20 protein-coding genes are annotated in these 19512 nt (G+C 63.3%); 13 read left to right on the forward strand and 7 right to left on the reverse strand.

All coding sequences use genetic code 11. From position 1 onward, the window contains the following. Positions 1-71 precede the first annotated feature (71 nt). The 7 genes from JMY24_RS10940 to JMY24_RS10970 are packed head-to-tail and all read left to right on the forward strand — an operon-like array spanning position 72 to position 7953. Entirely contained in the window at positions 72-677 is a 606-nt protein-coding gene (locus JMY24_RS10940) for a D-glycero-alpha-D-manno-heptose-1,7-bisphosphate 7-phosphatase (protein WP_128598590.1), read from the forward strand. Beyond that, positions 674-1948: a lipopolysaccharide heptosyltransferase II gene (waaF, locus tag JMY24_RS10945; protein ID WP_201702030.1), complete on the forward strand. Its 1275-nt coding sequence runs from the start codon at positions 674-676 to the stop codon at positions 1946-1948. Before JMY24_RS10940 ends, waaF begins: the two co-directional genes overlap by 4 nt. 24 nt (positions 1949-1972) lie before the next feature. Beyond that, positions 1973-3718 carry a carbamoyltransferase family protein gene (locus JMY24_RS10950; protein WP_201702031.1) on the forward strand — a complete coding sequence of 582 codons (1746 nt, stop codon included), beginning with the start codon at positions 1973-1975 and terminating at the stop codon, positions 3716-3718. Further along, entirely contained in the window at positions 3715-4794 is a 1080-nt protein-coding gene (locus JMY24_RS10955) for a glycosyltransferase family 2 protein (RefSeq protein ID WP_201702032.1), read from the forward strand. The genes JMY24_RS10950 and JMY24_RS10955 overlap by 4 nt, the downstream gene beginning before the upstream one ends. Further along, positions 4791-5930: a glycosyltransferase family 9 protein gene (locus tag JMY24_RS10960; RefSeq protein WP_201702033.1), complete on the forward strand. Its 1140-nt coding sequence runs from the start codon at positions 4791-4793 to the stop codon at positions 5928-5930. The genes JMY24_RS10955 and JMY24_RS10960 overlap by 4 nt, the downstream gene beginning before the upstream one ends. Then, positions 5920-6876 carry a glycosyltransferase family 4 protein gene (locus JMY24_RS10965; protein ID WP_128596525.1) on the forward strand — a complete coding sequence of 319 codons (957 nt, stop codon included), beginning with the start codon at positions 5920-5922 and terminating at the stop codon, positions 6874-6876. Before JMY24_RS10960 ends, JMY24_RS10965 begins: the two co-directional genes overlap by 11 nt. A 57-nt stretch (positions 6877-6933) precedes the next feature. Then, positions 6934-7953 carry a UDP-glucuronic acid decarboxylase family protein gene (locus tag JMY24_RS10970; RefSeq protein WP_128596524.1) on the forward strand — a complete coding sequence of 340 codons (1020 nt, stop codon included), beginning with the start codon at positions 6934-6936 and terminating at the stop codon, positions 7951-7953. On the opposite strand, the gene JMY24_RS10975 is transcribed toward JMY24_RS10970, so the two are convergent. Then, on the reverse strand, positions 7932-9680 hold the full coding sequence (locus JMY24_RS10975) for a RecQ family ATP-dependent DNA helicase (protein ID WP_128596523.1): 1749 nt from the start codon (positions 9678-9680) through the stop codon (positions 7932-7934). The genes JMY24_RS10970 and JMY24_RS10975 overlap by 22 nt on opposite strands. A gap of 316 nt (positions 9681-9996) precedes the next feature. On the opposite strand from JMY24_RS10975, the gene JMY24_RS10980 reads away from it, so the two are divergent. Continuing rightward, on the forward strand, positions 9997-10254 hold the full coding sequence (locus tag JMY24_RS10980; RefSeq protein ID WP_128596522.1) for a hypothetical protein: 258 nt from the start codon (positions 9997-9999) through the stop codon (positions 10252-10254). A gap of 152 nt (positions 10255-10406) precedes the next feature. Here JMY24_RS10980 and JMY24_RS10985 read toward each other — a convergent pair whose 3' ends face one another. The 6 genes from JMY24_RS10985 to JMY24_RS11010 form a co-directional block, all read right to left on the reverse strand. Continuing rightward, the gene (locus tag JMY24_RS10985) at positions 10407-11018 is read right to left on the reverse strand and encodes a hypothetical protein (RefSeq protein ID WP_128596521.1); all 612 of its coding nucleotides are present in this window, start codon (positions 11016-11018) and stop codon (positions 10407-10409) included. A 91-nt stretch (positions 11019-11109) separates the two neighbouring features. Continuing rightward, positions 11110-12279 carry a zinc-dependent alcohol dehydrogenase gene (locus JMY24_RS10990; protein WP_128596520.1) on the reverse strand — a complete coding sequence of 390 codons (1170 nt, stop codon included), beginning with the start codon at positions 12277-12279 and terminating at the stop codon, positions 11110-11112. 146 nt (positions 12280-12425) lie between these two features. Further along, positions 12426-12728, reverse strand: a complete 303-nt coding sequence (locus tag JMY24_RS10995; protein ID WP_128586567.1) for a hypothetical protein — start codon at positions 12726-12728, stop codon at positions 12426-12428. After that, positions 12725-13099, reverse strand: coding sequence for a phage holin family protein (locus JMY24_RS11000; protein WP_128596526.1), 375 nt, complete (start codon positions 13097-13099; stop codon positions 12725-12727). The genes JMY24_RS10995 and JMY24_RS11000 overlap by 4 nt, the downstream gene beginning before the upstream one ends. Before the next feature lie 108 nt (positions 13100-13207). Then, positions 13208-13492, reverse strand: a complete 285-nt coding sequence (locus JMY24_RS11005; RefSeq protein WP_128586569.1) for a CsbD family protein — start codon at positions 13490-13492, stop codon at positions 13208-13210. 367 nt (positions 13493-13859) lie between these two features. Further along, positions 13860-14060 (reverse strand): hypothetical protein, encoded by a 201-nt coding sequence (locus JMY24_RS11010; protein ID WP_128586570.1) that lies wholly within the window; start codon positions 14058-14060, stop codon positions 13860-13862. On the opposite strand from JMY24_RS11010, the gene JMY24_RS11015 reads away from it, so the two are divergent. The 5 genes from JMY24_RS11015 to JMY24_RS11035 all read left to right on the forward strand — a co-directional run bounded on the left by JMY24_RS11015 (position 14037) and on the right by JMY24_RS11035 (position 19493). Then, entirely contained in the window at positions 14037-14408 is a 372-nt protein-coding gene (locus JMY24_RS11015) for a hypothetical protein (RefSeq protein WP_128596519.1), read from the forward strand. The two genes, JMY24_RS11010 and JMY24_RS11015, sit on opposite strands and share 24 nt — an antisense overlap. A gap of 40 nt (positions 14409-14448) precedes the next feature. Continuing rightward, on the forward strand, positions 14449-16488 hold the full coding sequence (locus JMY24_RS11020) for a TonB-dependent receptor plug domain-containing protein (protein ID WP_128596518.1): 2040 nt from the start codon (positions 14449-14451) through the stop codon (positions 16486-16488). Position 16489: 1 nt separating this feature from the next. After that, positions 16490-17020, forward strand: a complete 531-nt coding sequence (locus JMY24_RS11025; RefSeq protein WP_128596517.1) for a YfiR family protein — start codon at positions 16490-16492, stop codon at positions 17018-17020. Then, entirely contained in the window at positions 17017-18951 is a 1935-nt protein-coding gene (locus JMY24_RS11030) for a putative bifunctional diguanylate cyclase/phosphodiesterase (RefSeq protein ID WP_201702035.1), read from the forward strand. Before JMY24_RS11025 ends, JMY24_RS11030 begins: the two co-directional genes overlap by 4 nt. Positions 18952-19040: 89 nt before the next feature. Beyond that, positions 19041-19493, forward strand: a complete 453-nt coding sequence (locus tag JMY24_RS11035; RefSeq protein ID WP_128586575.1) for a MarR family winged helix-turn-helix transcriptional regulator — start codon at positions 19041-19043, stop codon at positions 19491-19493. Positions 19494-19512 lie beyond the last annotated feature (19 nt).

Here is a 19512-nt window from a genome sequence, read left to right on the forward strand (position 1 = left end):
GTGTCGAGCCGGAGCGGACGCATGGTCCGCTTGTGGCGATTCCGCTCACATTTCTCTGCACCGCCTTTGTCATGCTGCGACCCGCTGTATTTCTCGACAAAGACGGCACGTTGCTCGAGGACGTGCCCTACAACATCGACCCTTCGCTGATGCGCCTCGCACCGGGCGCGCGCGAAGCGTTGACGCTGCTCGCGGCCCAGCCGTTCGCGCTGTTCGTGATCAGCAATCAGTCTGGCGTCGCACTCGGCAAATTCACGCGCGCGGCGTTAAAGAACGTGGAAGCCGAACTCACGCGCATGTTCACCGAATCCGGCGCGACGCTCTCTGGCGCGTACTGGTGCCCGCATCATCCGGACGGCACCATAGCCCCTTATGCGACCGCCTGCGATTGCCGCAAGCCGGCGCCAGGCCTGTTGCTGCGCGCAGCCCGTGAGCATCGGCTCGATCTCGCGCGCAGCTGGTTCATCGGCGACATTCTCGACGATGTCGAAGCGGGCAATCGTGCCGGATGCCGCACAATTCTGCTCGACAACGGCCACGAGACCGAGTGGATCGAAGGACCGCAGCGCGTTCCCACCGCGCGCGCCGCGGACCTGCACGAGGCTGCCCGGATCGTCGCAAACGCTGTGGAAGCAGCGGCACCGCCCGCGCCCGCCGGCGAGGAAACCGCTCAATGAATGCGCCGCTGCCGATCACTCAACCGACACTCGCTCACGCTCGCGTGCCCGACGGCCCGCAGCTTGCGCCTTGGGGCGATGAGATCAAGCGCATTCTGTGCGTGCGGCTCGACAATCTCGGCGATGTGCTGATGACCACGCCCGCGCTGCACGCACTGCGCCAGTCCGCACCGGGCCGTCACATCACGCTGCTTGCATCGCGCAGCGGCGTCGCACTCGCGCCGTTTCTCGACGATGTCGACGACGTGATCGAATACGAAGCGCCGTGGGTCGCGAATCCGCCGACGAGCGCCCGTTCGCTCGCCGACGACCAGCGCATGCAGGAACGTTTGCGGCGCGGCGGCTTCGATGCCGCCGTGATTTTCACGGTCTATAGCCAGAGCCCGTTGCCCGCGGCAATGCTGTGCCATCTAGCGGGCATTCCGCGGCGGCTCGCGCATTGCCGCGAGAACCCGTATGCGTTGTTGACGGACTGGCTGCGCGAACCAGAGCCGCAGCAGCGCACCCGTCATGAGGTGGAACGGCAACTGGACCTCGTGCGCCAGGTCGGCGCAGAAGCGCCCGACACGCGCATGCACTTCACGGTGCAGGACGCGGACCGGCGAACGCTTGCGGATCAGTTAGCCGCGAGAGGCGTGCACAGCGGCGCAAACGCCGACACGCCGTGGATCGTGTTGCACCCCGGTGCAACCGCCGCTTCGCGGCGCTATCCGCCCGAGCGCTTCGGCCAGGTTGCGACGCGCCTCGCAACCGAGACCGGAGCGCCGCTCCTGATCACCGGCAGTGCAAGCGAGCGCCCGCTCGTCGATGCGGTGATCGCCGCCGCCGCGCCTCGCGTTCGCGCGCAACTGCACGATATGAGCGGCGCGCTCACGCTCGGCGAACTGGCCGCGCTGATCGAACAAGCGAGCGTGCTGGTGTCGAACAACAGCGGGCCGGTGCATCTCGCGTCGGCGCTCGGCACGCCGGTCGTCGACCTGTATGCGTTGACCAATCCGCAGCACACGCCGTGGCAAACGCCGAATCGCGTGCTGTTTCGCGATGTCGAATGCCGCTGGTGCTACCGCAGCGTGTGTCCGCAGCATCACCATGCGTGCCTGCTTGGCGTGACGCCGGGCGAGGTCGTGACAGCGGCGCTCAAGTTACTCGCCGAAGCACAAGCGCGCGCAGCGTCCGTCGACTCCGATGCGCGCCGCCCGATCGCTATCCAATCCAACGCCCACCACAGCGACGCGGCGCCGCCGCTCGCCGATGAACCGGTGGCTCCCTGAAACCCACTCCTACTGCGAACGCCCATGTACACACTCGGAATCAATGCCGTCTATCACGACAGCGCCGCAGCCCTGCTGCGCGACGGTGTGGTGCTCGCCGCCGCCGAAGACGAACGCTTCACGCACGTCAAACATGCGAAGCGCCCCGTGCCCTTCTCGACCTGGCAACTGCCGTTCGACGCGATCGACTACTGCCTGAAAGCCGCCGGCATCACGCTTGCCGACGTCGATCATGTGGCGTATTCGTACGATCCGAGCCTCTTCAGCGGCATGCCGAAACGTCCCGGCGCGACTATCGAGTTGCCATTCGATCCGGCCAACACGCGTCTGTCCGACCCGTCCGCATCGCCGTGGGACCCGCTCTTTCTCAGCTACATCTCGAACGCCAAGGGCCAATTGCTGGACGGCGCGCCGCATCATCTGCGCAAGCGCTTTCAGGGCGTGGACCGCGACCACGGCTTCAAGTGGCATTTCGTCGAACATCACCTCGCGCACGAGGCCAGCGCATTTCTCGCCGCCCCTTACGAAGATACGGCCGTGCTCACCATGGACGGCCGCGGCGAAGGCGTGACGACCAGCATGGGCCAGTTCGTCGGCGGGAAATACACGCGGCTCAAGCAGGTCGAACTGCCGCACTCGCTCGGCCTGCTTTATGAAGCGGTAACCGACTGGCTCGGCTTCCTGCATTCATCCGACGAGTACAAGGTGATGGCGCTGGCGTCGTACGGCAAGCCGGAGTATCTCGACGTGTTTCGCGATATCGTGCGTTACCGCGGCGACGGCAGCTATACGGTCGACGCCCCGCGCCTCGTCAAACGCTTCGGCCCCGCGCGCGAACGCGGCGGCCCGCTGGAACAGCGCCACTTCGATATCGCCCATTCGTTGCAGCGCGTACTCGAGGAAACCGTGCTGCAACTCGCGGGCTGGCTGCATGAGAAAACCCGCTTGAGCAAGCTCAGCATGGCAGGCGGCGTCGCATTGAACTGCGTGATGAATTCGAAGCTGCGCGACGCCGGTCCGTTCGACGAAGTATGGGTCCAGCCTGCCGCGGGCGACGCGGGCACCGCGCTTGGCGCAGCACTTTGGATCGACTCTCGCGAACGCAGTGAGCGCGGCGATCGCAAGCGTCATTGGGTGATGGATCACGCGTACCTGGGTCCCGAATATCCGGAACAGGAAATCGAACAGTTCCTGCAATGGTCGAAGGTACCGTACCGGCGGCTCAACGACATTGCCGGCGAGACCGCCGACCTGCTCGCGAGCGGCAAGGTGATCGGCTGGTATCAGGGCCGCACCGAGTTCGGTCCGCGGGCACTCGGGGCGCGTTCGATCCTCGCGTCGCCAGTCGATCCGCACATGCAGGCGAAGCTCAACGAGATCAAGGATCGCGAGGACTTCCGCCCGGTCGCGCCAGTCGTCATGGAAGAACATGCGAGCGAATGGTTCGTGAACGGCCACGTAGCGCCGTTCATGCTGTTCGTGTTCGACGTGCGCGCCGACAAGGCCGCGCGCATTCCGGCAGTGCGTCACGTGGACGGCACCGCGCGAGTGCAGACCGTAAACCGCTCGCAGCACCCGCTTTACTACGATCTCCTGTCCGCGTTCAACCAGCGCACCGGCGTGCCGATTCTCGTAAACACATCGTTCAATACGCGCGGCGAGCCGATGGTGAATTCGCCGCGCGATGCGGTGGAGTCGTTCTGGACTTCGCCGCTCGACGCGCTCGTGATCGGCCCCTTCGCCGTCGAGAAATCGCGGAGCGGCGCATGAGTCCATCCGCTACGGGACCGATCGACGTACGAGGCAGCTTCGGCAATCCGCATAGCGAAGCCGAGCCGATTGCGGCCGGGTATCCGGGCGTGCTGCTAGCCCACCTCGATGTGTCGGTGGTCGTGCCGACCTTTCGGCGGCCCGACATGCTGGCGTCATGTCTTCGCGCGTTGACGGAACAGGACTTTCCCCCAGACCGCTACGAGATCGTGGTCTGCGACGACGGTCCCGACGAAGCGACTCGCGCATGCGTCGCGCGCATCGCCGGCGAGCAGGCGGAGCGCGGCCTCGCCGTGCGCTACGTGCCGGTGACTCGCACGCAAGGCCCGGCGGGCGCGCGCAATGCCGGTTGGCAACAGGCGCGCTCGCCGGTAATCGCCTTTACCGACGACGACACGCTGCCCGATCCGCAATGGCTGCAAGAAGGGCTTGCGGCGATTCGCCAGGGAGCGGCAGCCGCAGCGGGCCGAATCGTCGTGCCGCTACCGGCTTCGCCGACCGATTACGAGGCGGACGCGAGCGGCCTCGAGCGCGCCGAATTCGCGACCGCGAACGTATTCGTAGCGCGCAGCTTTCTGACGATGACCGGGGGCTTCGACGAGCGTTTCACCTCGGCGTGGCGCGAAGACTCCGATTTGCAGTTCACGCTGCTGCAAGCGGGCGGCAAGATCGTGCGTGCGCGCGATGCGGTGGTCGTGCACCCGGTGCGCCCCGCGCGTTGGGGCGTCAGCATCTCGCAGCAGAAGAAGAGCCAGTTCGACGCGTTGCTCTACAAGAAGCACCCCGAACTATTCAAAACGCGGATTCGCTCGTCGCCTCCCTTGCTGTACTACTTCATTCTCTGCGCCGCATTGGCCGCGCTGATCGGCGTTTTCGTGGGCGATGCCACCACCGTGACGCTCGCATTGTTCGCATGGTTCGCACTGACGGCGTATTTCTGCGCAATGCGTTTGCGTGGCCGGGACCGCAGCTTGCGGCACATTGCCGAAATGGCATGGACGTCCATTCCGATTCCGTTCCTTTCGATCTACTGGCGGCTCTACGGCGCTATACGCTACAAGGTGCTTTTCTTATGAATGCAGGCTCGTTCCTCGCCTCAGCCGCACCGCGCCGCATCGCGATCTTCCGTGCACTGCAACTCGGCGACATGCTCTGTTCCGTGCCCGCGCTGCGGGCGCTGCGCGCAGCCTCGCCGCAAGCGCATATCGCGCTGATCGGCTTGCCGTGGGCGCAGTCGTTTGTCGAGCGTTACGCCGATCTCGTCGACGAACTGATCGTGTTTCCGGGAGCCGAAGGCTTTCCCGAGCAGCGCGAATCGGACGAAGGGCTGCCCGCATTCCGTGAGTGGATGCGCGCTCAACGCTTCGATCTCGCAATCCAGTTGCATGGCAGCGGAGGCATCGCAAACGATCTGCTGCTTCAGTTCGGCGCAAGCGCTCACGCAGGCTTCGTGCAGCCTCACGAGCGGCCGCGCGACGGCGTGTTTATCGACTGGCCCGATGACCTGCCCGAACCCGAGCGCTACCTTGCATTGATGAGCGCGCTCGGCGCCGAAACCACCGACCGGCGTTTGTCGTTTCCTCTCTGCGAGCGGGATGGCGACGAATACGCTTCGCTCGTGGCCGCGCATGGCATCGAAGCACAGCGTCTGGTGCTGGTGCATCCCGGTGCGCAATTGCCCTCGCGCCGCTGGCCGGCCGAGCGTTTCGCCGAAGTCGCGGACCGCCTGGCCGCCGACGGGTGGCAGATCGCCATCACCGGCACTGCGGCGGAAGCGTCGCTGACCGGCGCAGTGCTCGGCGCGATGACCGCGCCCGCGTTGCACCTCGCCGGTTCGACATCGCTCGGCGGACTGGCCGCGCTGGTTGCGCACGCGCAGCTCGTCGTCTGCAACGACACGGGTATTTCGCATATCGCCGCGGCCATGGCGACCGCGTCCGTCGTGGTCGCGTCGGGCAGCGACACGCAACGTTGGGCGCCGCTCGATCACGTGCGGCACCGCGTGCTTGCCGACTATCCGCCGTGCCGGCCGTGCATGTTCCGCGAGTGTCCTTACGGGCACCCTTGCGCGCTCAACATCGGCGTGGATCGCGTAGTCGAGACGGCGTGCGCGCAACTGGCCGAACTTCGCGGCGCGCATCCGGCCGGTCCCTGCGCATTGCATACCCCTGCTGAAACCGGACCCTTCGAGGAGTTGCACCATGCTGCGTAACTGCCGCCGTCTCCGTGTGCTGACATGGCACGTGCACGGCAACTACCTGTACTACCTGACACAGGCGCCGCACGATTTCTATCTGGTGACGAAGCCCGGTCATCCGCCCGGCTATGCGGGCAAAGTGGGCGTGCTGCCGTGGGGCGACAACGTCCACGAAATCAATGCGGACGACGTGCCGGATCAGGAATTCGACGTGATCCTGTATCAGCACAAGACGCATTGGGAATATGACCGCGAGCATGTGTTGAGCGACGCGCAGCGCCGCTTGCCGCGCGTGTATATCGAACACGATCCGCCCCAGGAGAACCCGTTCCAGCAATGGCATTGGGTCGACGACCCGAACACGCTGCTGGTTCACGTCACGCACTTTAACCAGTTGATGTGGGATTGCGGCGTCACGCCGACGCGAGTAATCGAACATGGGGTGGTGGTGCCCGAAGGCGTGCGCTATAGCGGCGAACTCGAACGCGGCATTGTAGTCGTGAATCATCTCGCTCAGCGCGGCCGGCGCCTCGGCGCCGACGTATTCGCCGATGTGCGCACGCGCGTGCCGCTCGATCTGGTTGGCATGGACGCGGAGCGGTTAGACGGCATCGGCGAAGTCGGCAATCTGGATCTGGCCGCGTTCACCGCGCGCTATCGCTTCTTCTTCAATCCGATTCGCTGGACCAGTCTCGGCCTTGCCATCGTAGAGGCGATGACGATCGGCATGCCGATCGTGGGCCTTGCTACTACCGAACTCGCGACGGTGATCCGCAACGGCGAAAACGGCTTCGTGCATACAGACATGAATGCGCTTGTCGACGCAATGCACGAACTGCTTCGCGATCCTGCAGAAGCGCGGCGCCTCGGTGAAGGCGCGCGACGCACGGCGCTGGAGCGGTTTCACATCGACCGTTTTGCGCAGGACTGGCACGACGCACTGCTGCAAGTGACCGCGTAGGCCACAGATCGGCGCGGCTTGCGCCGAACAAACGTAAGACGACTAGGACCACGCAACATGAAAGAACTTACCCGCAAGCGGATTCTGGTCACAGGCGGTGCCGGCTTTCTCGGCTCACACCTGTGCGAGCGGCTCGTGACGCAAGGCCACGACGTGCTGTGCGTCGACAACTTCTATACGGGCACGAAAGACAACATCGCGCATCTTCTCGATTGCGCGAACTTCGAGCTGATGCGTCACGACGTGACATTTCCGCTGTACGTGGAAGTCGACGAGATCTACAACCTCGCCTGCCCTGCGTCGCCGATTCACTATCAGCATGATCCGGTACAAACCACCAAGACGAGCGTGCACGGTGCGATCAACATGCTCGGACTCGCCAAGCGCGTGAAGGCGAGAATCTTCCAGGCGTCGACGAGCGAAGTGTACGGCGATGCGCTCGTGCATCCGCAGAAAGAAGACTACTGGGGCCATGTGAATCCGATCGGACCGCGCTCGTGCTACGACGAAGGCAAGCGCTGCGCGGAAACGCTCTTCATGGACTACCGCCGTCAACATGGGCTTTCCATTCGCATTGCGCGGATCTTCAATACGTATGGGCCGCGCATGCATCCCGCCGATGGCCGCGTGGTGTCGAATTTCATGATGCAGGCGTTGCGCGGCGAGCCGATCACGCTATATGGCGACGGCTCCCAAACGCGTTCGTTCTGCTACGTGGACGACATGATCGACGCGTTCATCCGTTTAATGAACACCGCCGAAGATCCCGGCGGGCCGGTCAATCTCGGCAATCCGCACGAAGTCAGCATGCGCGAGATCGCGCAACGGATCGTCGCGATCACGGGCTCAAGTTCGCCGCTCGAACTGCATCCGCTGCCGACCGACGACCCGTGGCATCGTCAGCCGGACATTTCGCGCGCGCGCGAGTTGCTCGGCTGGCAGCCGAAAACATCGCTCGACGATGGCCTTAAAGAGACCGCGCGCTACTTCCGCGCGCGGATCGAAGCAACGTCGGAAGCGACTGCCGACGTTGCCTCCATTCGAGCGCACGCGGATCATCGCCCCGCCCTCACATAACTCGCCAGAAACGTGCGGGTGCTGCCGTCGGGGAACTGCACGGCCACCTGCTCGCCGCTCGCCAGCGCAACTTCACCCGCGCCGTAACGCGGCACGCGCACCGCATCGCCCGGAGCCCAGACGCGTGGTTTTCGCGACTGCTCGCGCTTGCGCTGTGCGGCTGCATCCGCGTGCGTTTCTGCTGCAACGATAGCGTCGGGCGCCATGTCGATTTGCGGCGGATTCACGCAGTTGTCGCAGACACCGCAGCGCTCGGCGGCAGGCGAGTCGCCGTAATAGTCGAGGATCGCGCGCCAGCGGCATTGACCCGTTTGCGCGTAGTCGATCATCTGCTGCAGCGTTTCCCTGTCGTTCGCGCTCATCTGCTCGAATTGCGCCGCGGCATTTGCAACCGCGTCGCGCGCGGACTCCTGAGCGCCCTCACGGCTTCGCAGACGATAGCGGCGCTGCCGGTCGCGGCCGGCCACGCGAGCGTCGACCAGCATGTTCAACGCGACTTCCAGCTTGCCTGCACCGACATCCGGCAATGCTTCCTTGAGCGCGGCCAGCGTGACGCCCTTGGGTTCGTCGGCAATATGCGAGGCCAGCGTGTCGTAAACACGCTGCGCGAGTTCGACACTCGGATAGCGTCCCGCGAGAAAGAACTGCTGGATGCGCCGGTCGTTCAGATCGAACAGCAGCACACAATCGGCAGGCTCGCCGTCACGGCCCGCGCGGCCCGTTTCCTGATAGTAAGCGTCGAGACTGCCGGGAATCTGGTAATGGATCACGAAGCGTATGTCCGCCTTGTCGATGCCCATGCCGAACGCGTTGGTCGCGATCATCAAGCGGGTGGCGCCCGACATGAACTGCTCCTGCGCTTCTTCGCGAGCGTCAGCCCCCAGCCGACCGTGATAGCGCGACACCGACTCGCCTGCCTCCGTGAGCCAGCCGTAAATACGATCGACGTCGCGCACAGTCGCCGCGTAGACGATGCCCGTGCCGCTGAGCGATGCAATCAGCTTCGACAATTGCTCGCGCTTGGCGGTCTCGGCGCGCGCTGCGCCGTCCTTGCCCCCCGCCGTGCTGACCTGCACGACGCGATAGCGCAGATTCTCGCGATACGTGCCCGTGCGAACCACACGCGGCTCGCGCAATGCAAGCGAGTGCACGATGTCGTCGATCACGCGCGGCGTCGCCGTGGCAGTCAACGCGAGCACTGGCGGTTGTCCCAGCGACTTCACCGCAGCCGCGATCTGCAGAAACGCGGGACGAAAGTCGTGTCCCCATTGCGATACGCAGTGCGCCTCGTCGACAACCACTAGTCCGACACGGTTTTCCGGGCGCGCGCGCAACGTCTCGATGAAGGCCGGTTGCGCAAGGCGCTCCGGCGTCACGAACACAATGCCGCTCTCGCCCGCCGCGATCCGCTGCAGCGCTTCGCGCTCGGCGCGACTGCGCAGCGTGCTGTTCACGAGTGTGCAGTCGATTCCGGCGGCAAGCAGCTTGTCGGCCTGGTCTTTCATTAGCGCGATCAGCGGCGACACGACGAGCGTGGTGCCCTCAAGATGCAGCGCCGGCAACTGATAGCAAAGCGACTTGCCCGCGCCGGTCGGCATCGTGGCAAGCGTGTCCTGGTGTTGCAATACGCTGCGGATAATGTCCTCCTGACCGGCGCGCAAACGCACGATACCGAACATGTCACGCATGGTCTTGCGCATGCTGCGAAGCCGTTGGTCGACTGTCATAGTTGAAAACAAGCGTCCTTGCGGGCGTTCCCGCCCGCGGTTGGATTGAGATGAGCGTGAAGACGAATTCCCGCGCGCAATACCGTGACCCGCCACTCACGGCTGCATGCGCAGATCGGTGCCGCAAATCGCGCTGGACGTGAGACGCACCAGCGCGTCGGCAGGTCGAGCCTGCGTTGAATTCGCGGGCCTTGTCACCGCATAGCAATTCGCGTGCAACGCTTCACCCGAACCACCGTCGGCGAGGCGGGTATCGCGTTTGCTCGAATCTCGATGTGCGTGCACGAAGCGTCAATCAACCTGAGAGGAGAAAAGCATGAACCAGGAACCGTCCGATCCCGTCGAACGCGCGGACCAGCGGCGCGAAAAGTTGGGTGATGGAGACGTCAAGATCAAGTCCGACGGCACAGTGGAAGAGCGGGAACATGGAAGCGTCGACCCGACGCTAGTTCCGAAGGGAAAAGACCATCCGTCTGAAGGGCCGTACACCCCGGAGCATGATCACGTGGATCCCGATCTCGAACCGGGTGGCGCCGAAGGCCATCCAACCAGTAAAGGCGATCTGTCAGCGTGACGCGGTACGCGTGGTTCAAGGCGACGCAGTTCGCCTTGACCAGACGTTCCGCAAAGACAGCGAGCAAGACAACCTGAAATAGCGCGCAAATTGAAGGCTAAATTGAAGCGTACCCGCCATCTGGAAGGTACGCTTTTTCGCTTATGCACCGCCTATGCGGCGCTCGTCGCGCTCCCCGCACGCATGCGCTCACCCGTCGCCGCCGACTGTTTGTTGCGCGTGTACGGCGCAAGCGCATCCGGCGTGCGCATGTCGCGTGGCGTTTCGAAGTCCGCGAGCGCGGCGCCACGCATCTGCTCCGGCGAACTGGAAAAGCCGGTGCGGTCGCTATAGTCCGCCGACGGCAAACGCGGCGCATTCTCCGCGCAATTTGCGGCATACATGTCGAGCGCTGTGACGCAGACAACGTTCATGGCCGCAACCGTCGCCCGTTGCCGGTCGCGTGCGCTCAACTTGTTCGACGACAGCGCGAGTGTGCCAAGGTCGAGCGCATCGCCGCCTACGCGCGCCCATAAGAATGGCCGCGGATCGCGCGACACCAGTATCCCGACGCCGCACGCAAGTTCGCGCAATCCATAGAAACGCATGGCGCCGGCACCTGTCTCGACACCGGCTGCGCGGGCCATCATGCGCGGCGCGACCAGTTCCGCAAGGCCGAGCGCAATGCTGTACCAGCCAAGGCCGCGCGCAATCGAATCCGGCTGCGGCAGTCGTTCCTTCAGAGCGCGAGCGCCCTCCTGCTTCGGTTCAGTACGAGAATCCATTTACATCACCTTCATTCTGGGGAGCCACGTCAACGCAGCTCGCGTGAAATAACAGACAGCGCCTGTGCCGCGATCGCAACTGCTCAACGCTTTAAGGCTTGAGCACGACCTTGATGCAGCCGTCTTCCTTGTCGCGGAACGTCTTGTACATGCGCGGGCCTTCATTGAGCGAAACCGTGTGCGTGATAACGAACGACGGGTCGATCTGCCCTTCCTGGATTCGCCGCAGCAGATCGTCGGTCCAGCGGTTGACGTGCGTTTGTCCCATGCGCCATGTCAGGCCCTTGTTCATCGACGCACCGAACGGGATCTTGTCTACCAGACCGCCGTACACGCCCGGCACCGACAACGTTCCGGCGGGTCGGCAAACGTAGATCATTTCGCGCAGCACATGCGGCCGGTCGGTTTCGAGCATCACGGCCTGCTTTGCGCGGTCGTACATTGAGTCAACCGAACGCGTTGCGTGCGATTCCATGCCGACAGCGTCGATGCATTTCTCCGGGCCCTTGCCGCCCGTCAGTTCCTTCAATCGTTCGAGGACGCTCTCTTCCTTGAAGTCGATCGTGACGGCGCCGCCCGCGCGCGCCATCGAAAGACGCTCGGGTACGCAGTCGATCGCAATCACCTGCTTTGCGCCGAGCAGCACGGCGCTGCGAATCGCCATTTGCCCGACCGGGCCCGCGCCCCAGATCGCGACCGTATCGGTGGACTCGATATCGCATTGCACCGCGGCCTGCCAGCCGGTCGGAAAAATGTCGCCGAGGAAAAGCACCTGCTCGTCGCTCAGACCGTCCGGTATCTTCACATGCGTTTTATCCGCGAACGGCACGCGTACGAACTCGGCCTGCCCGCCCGGATAACCGCCCGTCAGATGCGTGTAGCCGAACAGGCCCGCCGTGGTGTGGCCGAACATCTTGTCGGCGATGTCCTTGTTGCGGTTACTCCGTTCGCACACAGAGAAGTTGCCGCGCTTGCATTGATCGCATTCGCCGCAGATTATGGTGAACGGCACGACGACGCGGTCACCGACCTTCAGCGCACTGTTCTCCTTGCCGACTTCCACCACCTCGCCCATAAACTCGTGGCCCATGATGTCGCCGGACTCCATGCCGGGCATGAAGCCATCGTAGAGATGCAGATCGGAACCGCATATCGCGCAACTCGACACCTTGATGATCGCGTCGCGCGGATGTTCGATCTTCGGATCCGGCACGGTGTCGCAGCGGATGTCTTTCTTGCCATGCCATCTAAGCGCCTTCATATAACCTCCACACTGAACGGTTCGACTACTCGCGGATGTAACGCGAACACCTGTGCATCCGGCGTGCCGCGCGGTGTCGCATCGCGCGATTAGTCGCTCATTGCATGTGTGGATTCATGGCGCCGGCATGGAAGCGTCAAATCGCGCTAGCGCTGAAACACACTTCGCGCGGTCCTCGTGAGCCACGCCATCACGCTTGTGCGTGCCAGCGTTCCAATCGCCTTGCGCGGCCCGAGAAGCACAGCCGCAAGACCGGCCGCCAGCACGAGTGCGAGGTAAGGCGTGTCGGCGAGAGAACTCATTGCGTTGACGGCAGGCACACCCGCTATCGTGGTGCGCCGAGGCGTATGCAGCGCCAGGTTTGCAGACAGCAAGCGCGCACGCGAGGCGGCCATGCGCTGAAGAATCGCCGCGCGGCGTTCCTGATGCCAGGCTCGATCGTGTTTCATTTCAGGGCATCCTTCAGGGCTTCCAGGTCGTGGGACACTTCGTCGCGCAGCACATGCAACGGCTCGACGGGCTTCTGGGTCTTCATCATCGCGAAGGTGGCGATCGATATGACGAGCCACGCGGCAGCGACGCCCCACGCCACTGCAATGACGTACGGCGTATTCCATGCCGTCACGATGATGGCCACGCACAGAAAAGAGAGGGTGAACATGGCAGCGACCGCCAGCACGACCATCGCGATGACTTCGCGCACCAATCGCCCTTTCGCCTCCTCCAGTTCAAGCGCCAGAAGTTCGGCGTAGTCCACCGCTCGACTGGAACAGAAACGCGCCACGTTGCGCCACTGGCTCACTTTGGTATGTATCGACATCCTGTATCTCCCGCCAGCAATTGCCGTCACGGGCGCTCGCCACCGGATGCGTCAACCGGCGACGAGCGCTTCACCCGAACGATGCAATCGACTCTGTGTCAACCGTATCTACCGGTAATCCCTGTCGCCACGAACATCGCGTGCGGTTGTCGAGCGCAGCGCGCCGAGAATGAAGCCCGCAGCCGCCGCAATCGCGAGCGCGGTGAACGGCCGCTCGGTGGTCGTCTCGCGCACGACGTCCGTGAGATCCGCCCACACCTGTTGAGCCTTGCCGCTCAATTCACGGGCGGTGCCGGCCATCTGGGTCCCGGTGTCGCCGAGCATCTCGCCCGCCGCTTCCTGCACCTTGCCGCCTATTTCCTTCACTGCCCCTTCCACTTTTCCTGTTTCCATGTTTGCTCTCCGTGGTTTGCGCGCACGAGGGTGCACTGCACTGGCCGCGCAGCCGGAGCCCCGGCATGCGTTGTCGTGACGCCGCAAGAAGCGCGCCGCATGAGCGCCCTGAGAAAACGCATCGGCAATAGACGGGAGCGCGCCGAGCGGAGCCAGCGCGAGCGAGAGACGGATAGAGGAGAGGACGGCGGATCGGGAGAGAGAAACGGCGGATGCAAGCGAAGCACGACTTGCGCATCGAGCGTGTCGAGCACACGCCGAACGTCAACACTGTGCCGCTACATGGATGCGCGCATTCGCGCAACCAGGGCAAGTCATGACGCGCGCCTCGCTTCGAAGGCGCGCGCTTCACTGTCAGACGAGTGGACTAACCCTGCGGCAATGCGCCGTTGAGCAGGCGCTGCAGTGTGTCGATCTTACGAAGATGCACGCCCCACAGTTGCCCGTCGTCCTTGATACGACGCAGGCGCTCGTGCCAGTAGCTGGGTGGAAAAGCCGAATGGTCGCGGGCACTTGCATGGGAGCGCACCAGGACCTGTTCGATATGGGCAAGATCGCGTTCGATCATCGCCTGTCGCATGGAGCCGAAAGTTCTGGAATTGAAAGTTTGTTGCATGACGGTGGAGGCAGCGGTAAAAACGGCTTTTACAGCAAGCCCCGTGCCGCGACTCGCCAGCGACTTCGCTCGATACCGACGAAATCCATGCGCGACGCGCTATTCGACGATTCGCAAAATGCTATGCATGCAGCATCCCCCTTCGGTTTTTCGTGCCATGTGTGGCACAAAACGGTGGATACCCGTACCCCTTTTTACAACTGGGGCCTAACGAATGCCGCTGTGAAATCAGCCGCCGCACAACGCCGCGGCTCGCGTCGATTCAAGCTTCCCCGCCTCGCGCCGATAACAAACAGGTGACGATCCACTTTGAAGGAGCGTTTCCGATTAACCGGCTGTCATGGTTCCCACTACGCGCGCTTCGTCTTTCCTCTCTCAACGCCTGGTCGTTTGTTCGGTGGCAGGGCTGGCAACGCTCTGTTCGCCGGCAGCTTTCGCCGATAACGAGCCTCGTGCGAGCGCCGCTTCGGCCCCGGACCCAACCAAGTTGGCCGCGATGCCATTGGAGGCGCTGATGCAGGTCACCGTCAGTACCGCGTCGCGTTTCGATCAGTCGGTTACCGACGCACCAGCCGCAGTAGTCGTTCTTACCGCCGAAGACATCAGTCAGTTCGGCTGGCGGACACTTGCCGATGCGCTCGCGTCGCTGCCGGGCCTCTACGTGACGAACGATCGCTCATACGAATACCTCGGCTCGCGCGGCTTTCAGCGTCCCGGCGACTACAACAGCCGGTTCCTGCTGCTGATCGACGGCATGCCTACGAACGACGGCGTGTTCGGTCAGGCGCCGATAGGCACGGACTTCCCGCTCGACATGGATCTGGTCAAGCGCATCGAGTATGTGCCGGGCCCCGGTTCGTCGATGTACGGCGCGAACGCGCTGTTCGGCGTAATCAACGTGATCACCAAAACCGGCAGCGATCTGGCGGGCGCGGAAGCCGCCGTCGCGGTGGGAAGTTTCGGCGAGAAAAAGGCTCGTGCGTCATACGGCTGGCATGGCGCGCACGGCGCCGACATTCTTGTTTCCGCGACGTCGTATGGTCGCAGCGGTCAGGATCTTTACTACCCGGCGTTCGACACGCCCGAGCAGAACAACGGCGTCGCGAACCGGCTCGACTACGACCGCGCGCAGGACTTCCTCGGCAAGGCCGCGTATGGCGATTTCCGGCTGACGTTCATTTACGGGAACCGCACCAAGGGTGTACCCGATGCGCCGTACGGCGCGGTTTTCAATGCGCCGTTCAGCGTGACGGACACGCGAAGCTATCTGGATCTCTCGTACCAGCATTTGCTTTCCGAGGGCGTCACGCTGGCATCGCAGGTGTACTGGGGCCGCTACGACTATCGGATGCCGTCGGTCTACGGTCCGCAACCCTATGTGGTCAACGTCGACGGCAGCCACGCGCTCTGGTACGGCGCCGATGTGCACGCGACCCTGACGTCGATCGACAAACATCGCATCGTGATCGGTACGGACTTCGCGAGAGACGCGCGCCTGAACCAGTACAACTACAACGTCGACCCGTACTCGCAAATGCTCGACGACCATCACAGCGGCAACCGCGCCGGTGTCTATATCGAGGATGAAATCACGTTGCCCGCCAATTTCACGCTGAATGCGGGCTTGCGTTACGACCAGCAGACGGCCTCGGGCGGCAACTGGAGTCCGCGTATCGGGCTCGTCTACAAGCTGACCCCGCGCGATACGTTCAAGCTGTTGTACGGCCAGGCCTATCGCGCGCCGAACGCTTACGAGATGTACTACGCGGTAGGCGGCGTCGACGGCCAGTTGGGTAATCCATCGCTCAAGGCGGAGCACATCGCGACCACTGAGCTTGTATATGAACGAGCCGTGTCCGCCATGGCCCGCGCGACACTCTCGCTGTTCCAGTACACCGCGCGCGAGCTGATCGCAACGACACAGGACCCTTCCGGCCTTTTTATCTTCCGCAATGTCAATCGCGCCACCGCGCGAGGCGCAGAACTGGCGTATGAGCAGCAAATGGCAGGCACGCGCGTGCGGGCGAGCTATTCGTACCAGATAGCTCACGACTCCACCACCGGGGCCGCGCTGCAAAATTCGCCGAGGCATCTCGCGAAAGCCAATGTGGCGGTGCCCTTCTTCGCGAATGCGTTGATATCGGGGATCGAAGTGCAATGCACGTCCACGCGACTGGCCGCGGTCGGCGAAACCGGCGGCTTCTGTCTCGCGAACCTCACGCTGAGTTCGCGCCGACTGGTTCGCGGTGCCGACCTGTCGTTTTCAATTTATAACCTCACCGATAAACGGTACGCCGACCCAGTGGGTCCAGGCTTCACCCAGGAGACTGTTGCGCAGCAAAGCCGGACCTTCCTGTTCAAGGCCGTCTACGGGTTCTGACATGAATCGCGATCGCATCAGGACCATCGCGGCGTGTTTCGTGTTCGCCTCGCCACTGATCGTGCAGACATCCGTCGACGCGCAGGTGGACCTGTCCGCGCTAGAGGCGGCCTACATCTTCAACTTCGCACAGTTCACCGACTGGCCGCCGGGAGGCCCGTCGGAGAGCACTCTCTCGGTGTGTGTGGATCAGGACAGCACGCTCGGCCAGGCGCTCGCCAAGCTCGACGGCAAGCATGTGGGCAAGCAGGGATGGCGCGTTCGTCCGTTGCCGCGCACGGAAAAAGCCGCCGATTGCCACCTCGCCGTGTTGACCGCGAGCACTGCATTGAGCGCGGCGGTCAAGGCGCTGCTGGCTTCCGACGCGCCCGTCGTGATCGTGAGCGAGGCCGACACCGCCGAGCAGGGCTGGGTGATTCGCCTCGTGCGCGACGGCGATCATCTGAAGTTCGATATCAACGTTAGCGAGGCTTCGCGCCGGCGCATCACGCTCAGTTCGAAACTCATGCGCCTCGCGAGGAAGGTTCTATGAAAAGTTTCTCCGCATGGTCACGGCTTGCATGGCCACGCGAGCATGTGAATCTGGTCGGCGTGGCGATCGCGCTGCTGATTTCGAGTGTCGTGCTGCTGATCTATCAGGCGCTTTCGCTACGCGCGTCGCTAACCGACGACGTCAGCATGCAGGCATCGGTGCTCGCGGAAAATCTCACCGCCTCGGCCATGTTCCGCGACCGTGACTCGACTGCCGAAGTACTCGGCTCGCTGCGCAAGGTCCCGCATGTCGCAAGCGCAACCGTGTATACGCCAGATGGCGAACTGTTCGTGCGCTATGCGCGACCCGGGCTCAGCCGCGTCGAATACGAAGAAGGCACGCTCGCGAACGTGGGCGGCTCGCGCCGTCTTTCGCTCGAAGACATCTTCGTCGCGGCACCCATCGTTCATAACGACCGGTTGCTCGGCAGCATCGTGGTCGTGGCGACAACGGACGCGATAAAAATGCAGCTCGCCCAGTACGGCTGCTTTCTCGTCGGCGCGTCGCTGTGTTCGGTGTGGATCGCATCGCTCGTCATGAAGCGCATGCGCGAACGTGTGTCGCGCGTGGAGAAAGACCTCGAATATCTTGCCTCGACTGATCCGCTGACGGACCTGCCGAACCGCCGCGCGTTCTACGATGAACTGAAGGTGCGCCTGCACAAGGCAAGCGCCGCGAATAAACGCGTCGCGCTGATGATGGTGGACCTCGACAACTTCAAGACCGTCAACGATACGCTCGGCCACGGCGCGGGCGACGAACTGCTCAAGCAGGTCGCCGAGGCGTTGCGCAACGTGGTCCGGCCTCAAGACCTCGTGAGCCGGATCGGCGGCGACGAATTCGCTGTGGTGCTCGGCCCCGATGCAAGCCGCGTTCGTGCACGCGCGACCGCGGGCCGCGTCGCGCGCAACCTGTCACGCCCATTCATTCTGCACGGCATTGATTCGGCAGTAACGGCAAGCGTGGGGTTCAGCGTTTATCCCGAGGACACCGCCGAAATGGCGGAACTGGTCAGCAATGCGGACATCGCGCTGTATTCGGCGAAAAGCAGGGGCAAGAGCATTGCCGTCGAGTTTCAGAGCGAGATGACCGCCGAGGCGCAACGGCGCGCGCGCATCGAAGCCGAACTGCGCAAGGCGCTCGATCAGGACGGGCTCGAGATCGTATATCAGCCGCAATTCGACTGCCTGTCCGGCCGCTTGCTCGGCGCGGAGGCGCTGGTTCGTTGGACGCATCCGTCGGAAGGCCCTATTTTGCCGGCTGAATTCGTTCCAATTGCCGAGAACAGCGATCTGATCGTCGCGCTCGGCCGCTGGGTCTTGTGGCGCGCGTGCCGCGACGCGGCGAGTTGGAATGCCGGCACGAATGCAAGCGTGCATGTGGCTGTGAACATTTCCGCGCGCCAATTGCGAGCCGACGGCTTCACGGACGAAGTCTGCACGGCGCTGAAAAAAAGCGGCCTGCCGGCTTCGCTGCTCGAACTCGAACTGACCGAGAGCCAGTTAATGTCCAATATGTCGGTGGGCATTCAGGCAATGCAGGAATTGCGCGCCGCCGGCGTGCGCCTGTCGCTCGACGACTTCGGCACCGGCTACTCGTCGCTGTCGTACCTGCAATCTTTTCCGGTGCACAGCATCAAGATCGACCGCAGTTTCATCTGTCCATTGCCCAATGGCGGTCAACCCATCGTCACTGCGATCATTTCGATGGCGCATAGCTTCGGCCTGCTGGTCGTCGCGGAAGGCGTCGAGTATCCGGCGCAACTCGAATGGCTGTGCGACGCGCGCTGCGATGTGGTTCAAGGCTTCCTGACCGGCCGTCCGATGCGCCTCGACCAACTGCTCGCGATCATTCGCGCAGAAGAAGAACAAAAAGACACGCGCGGCAGAACGCCGGTCGCGCCGCGGCCGCACCGCGCGCCAACAGCCTGAAAGTCCAAGAGCCTGCTTGACCTGTGCCATATATGAAGGTAGCCTACACAGGTTACCTTCATATATTTGTCTGGCACTTTCCGGCACACATGGGCAAGAACGATCCTCCGCTCGACTCCGATTCGCTCCACGCACTCGCCGAAGATCTGCGCGTGCTGACCGGCAAGCTGCGCCGCCGCCTGCGCGAAGAGGCCCATCTCGGCGATTTCACTCCTTCGCAGATACAGGTTCTCGGCCTGCTCGAGCGCGACGGGCCTGCAACGGTCACCGAACTCGCGCGCACACAGGGCATGCGTCCGCAATCCATGGGCGAGACGCTTTCTGTTTTGAAAGCCGCTGGCCTCGTGAGCGGCGCCCCTGATCCGAACGACGGCCGGCAAACCGTTCTTTCGCTCACGCCCGCCTTCCGCAAGAAGATCAAGGCAAGTCGCGCCGCACGCGAAGACTGGCTGTTCCGAACTATCCAGACGCGCTTTTCGGTAGCCGAGCAGCAGCAACTTGCCGCGGGCGTCGAATTGCTCAAACGCCTGACCGAGTCGTAATTCTCACGCAAACCAAAAC

It is taken from the genome of Paraburkholderia kirstenboschensis (assembly GCF_904848585.1).
Lineage (GTDB): Bacteria > Pseudomonadota > Gammaproteobacteria > Burkholderiales > Burkholderiaceae > Paraburkholderia > Paraburkholderia kirstenboschensis.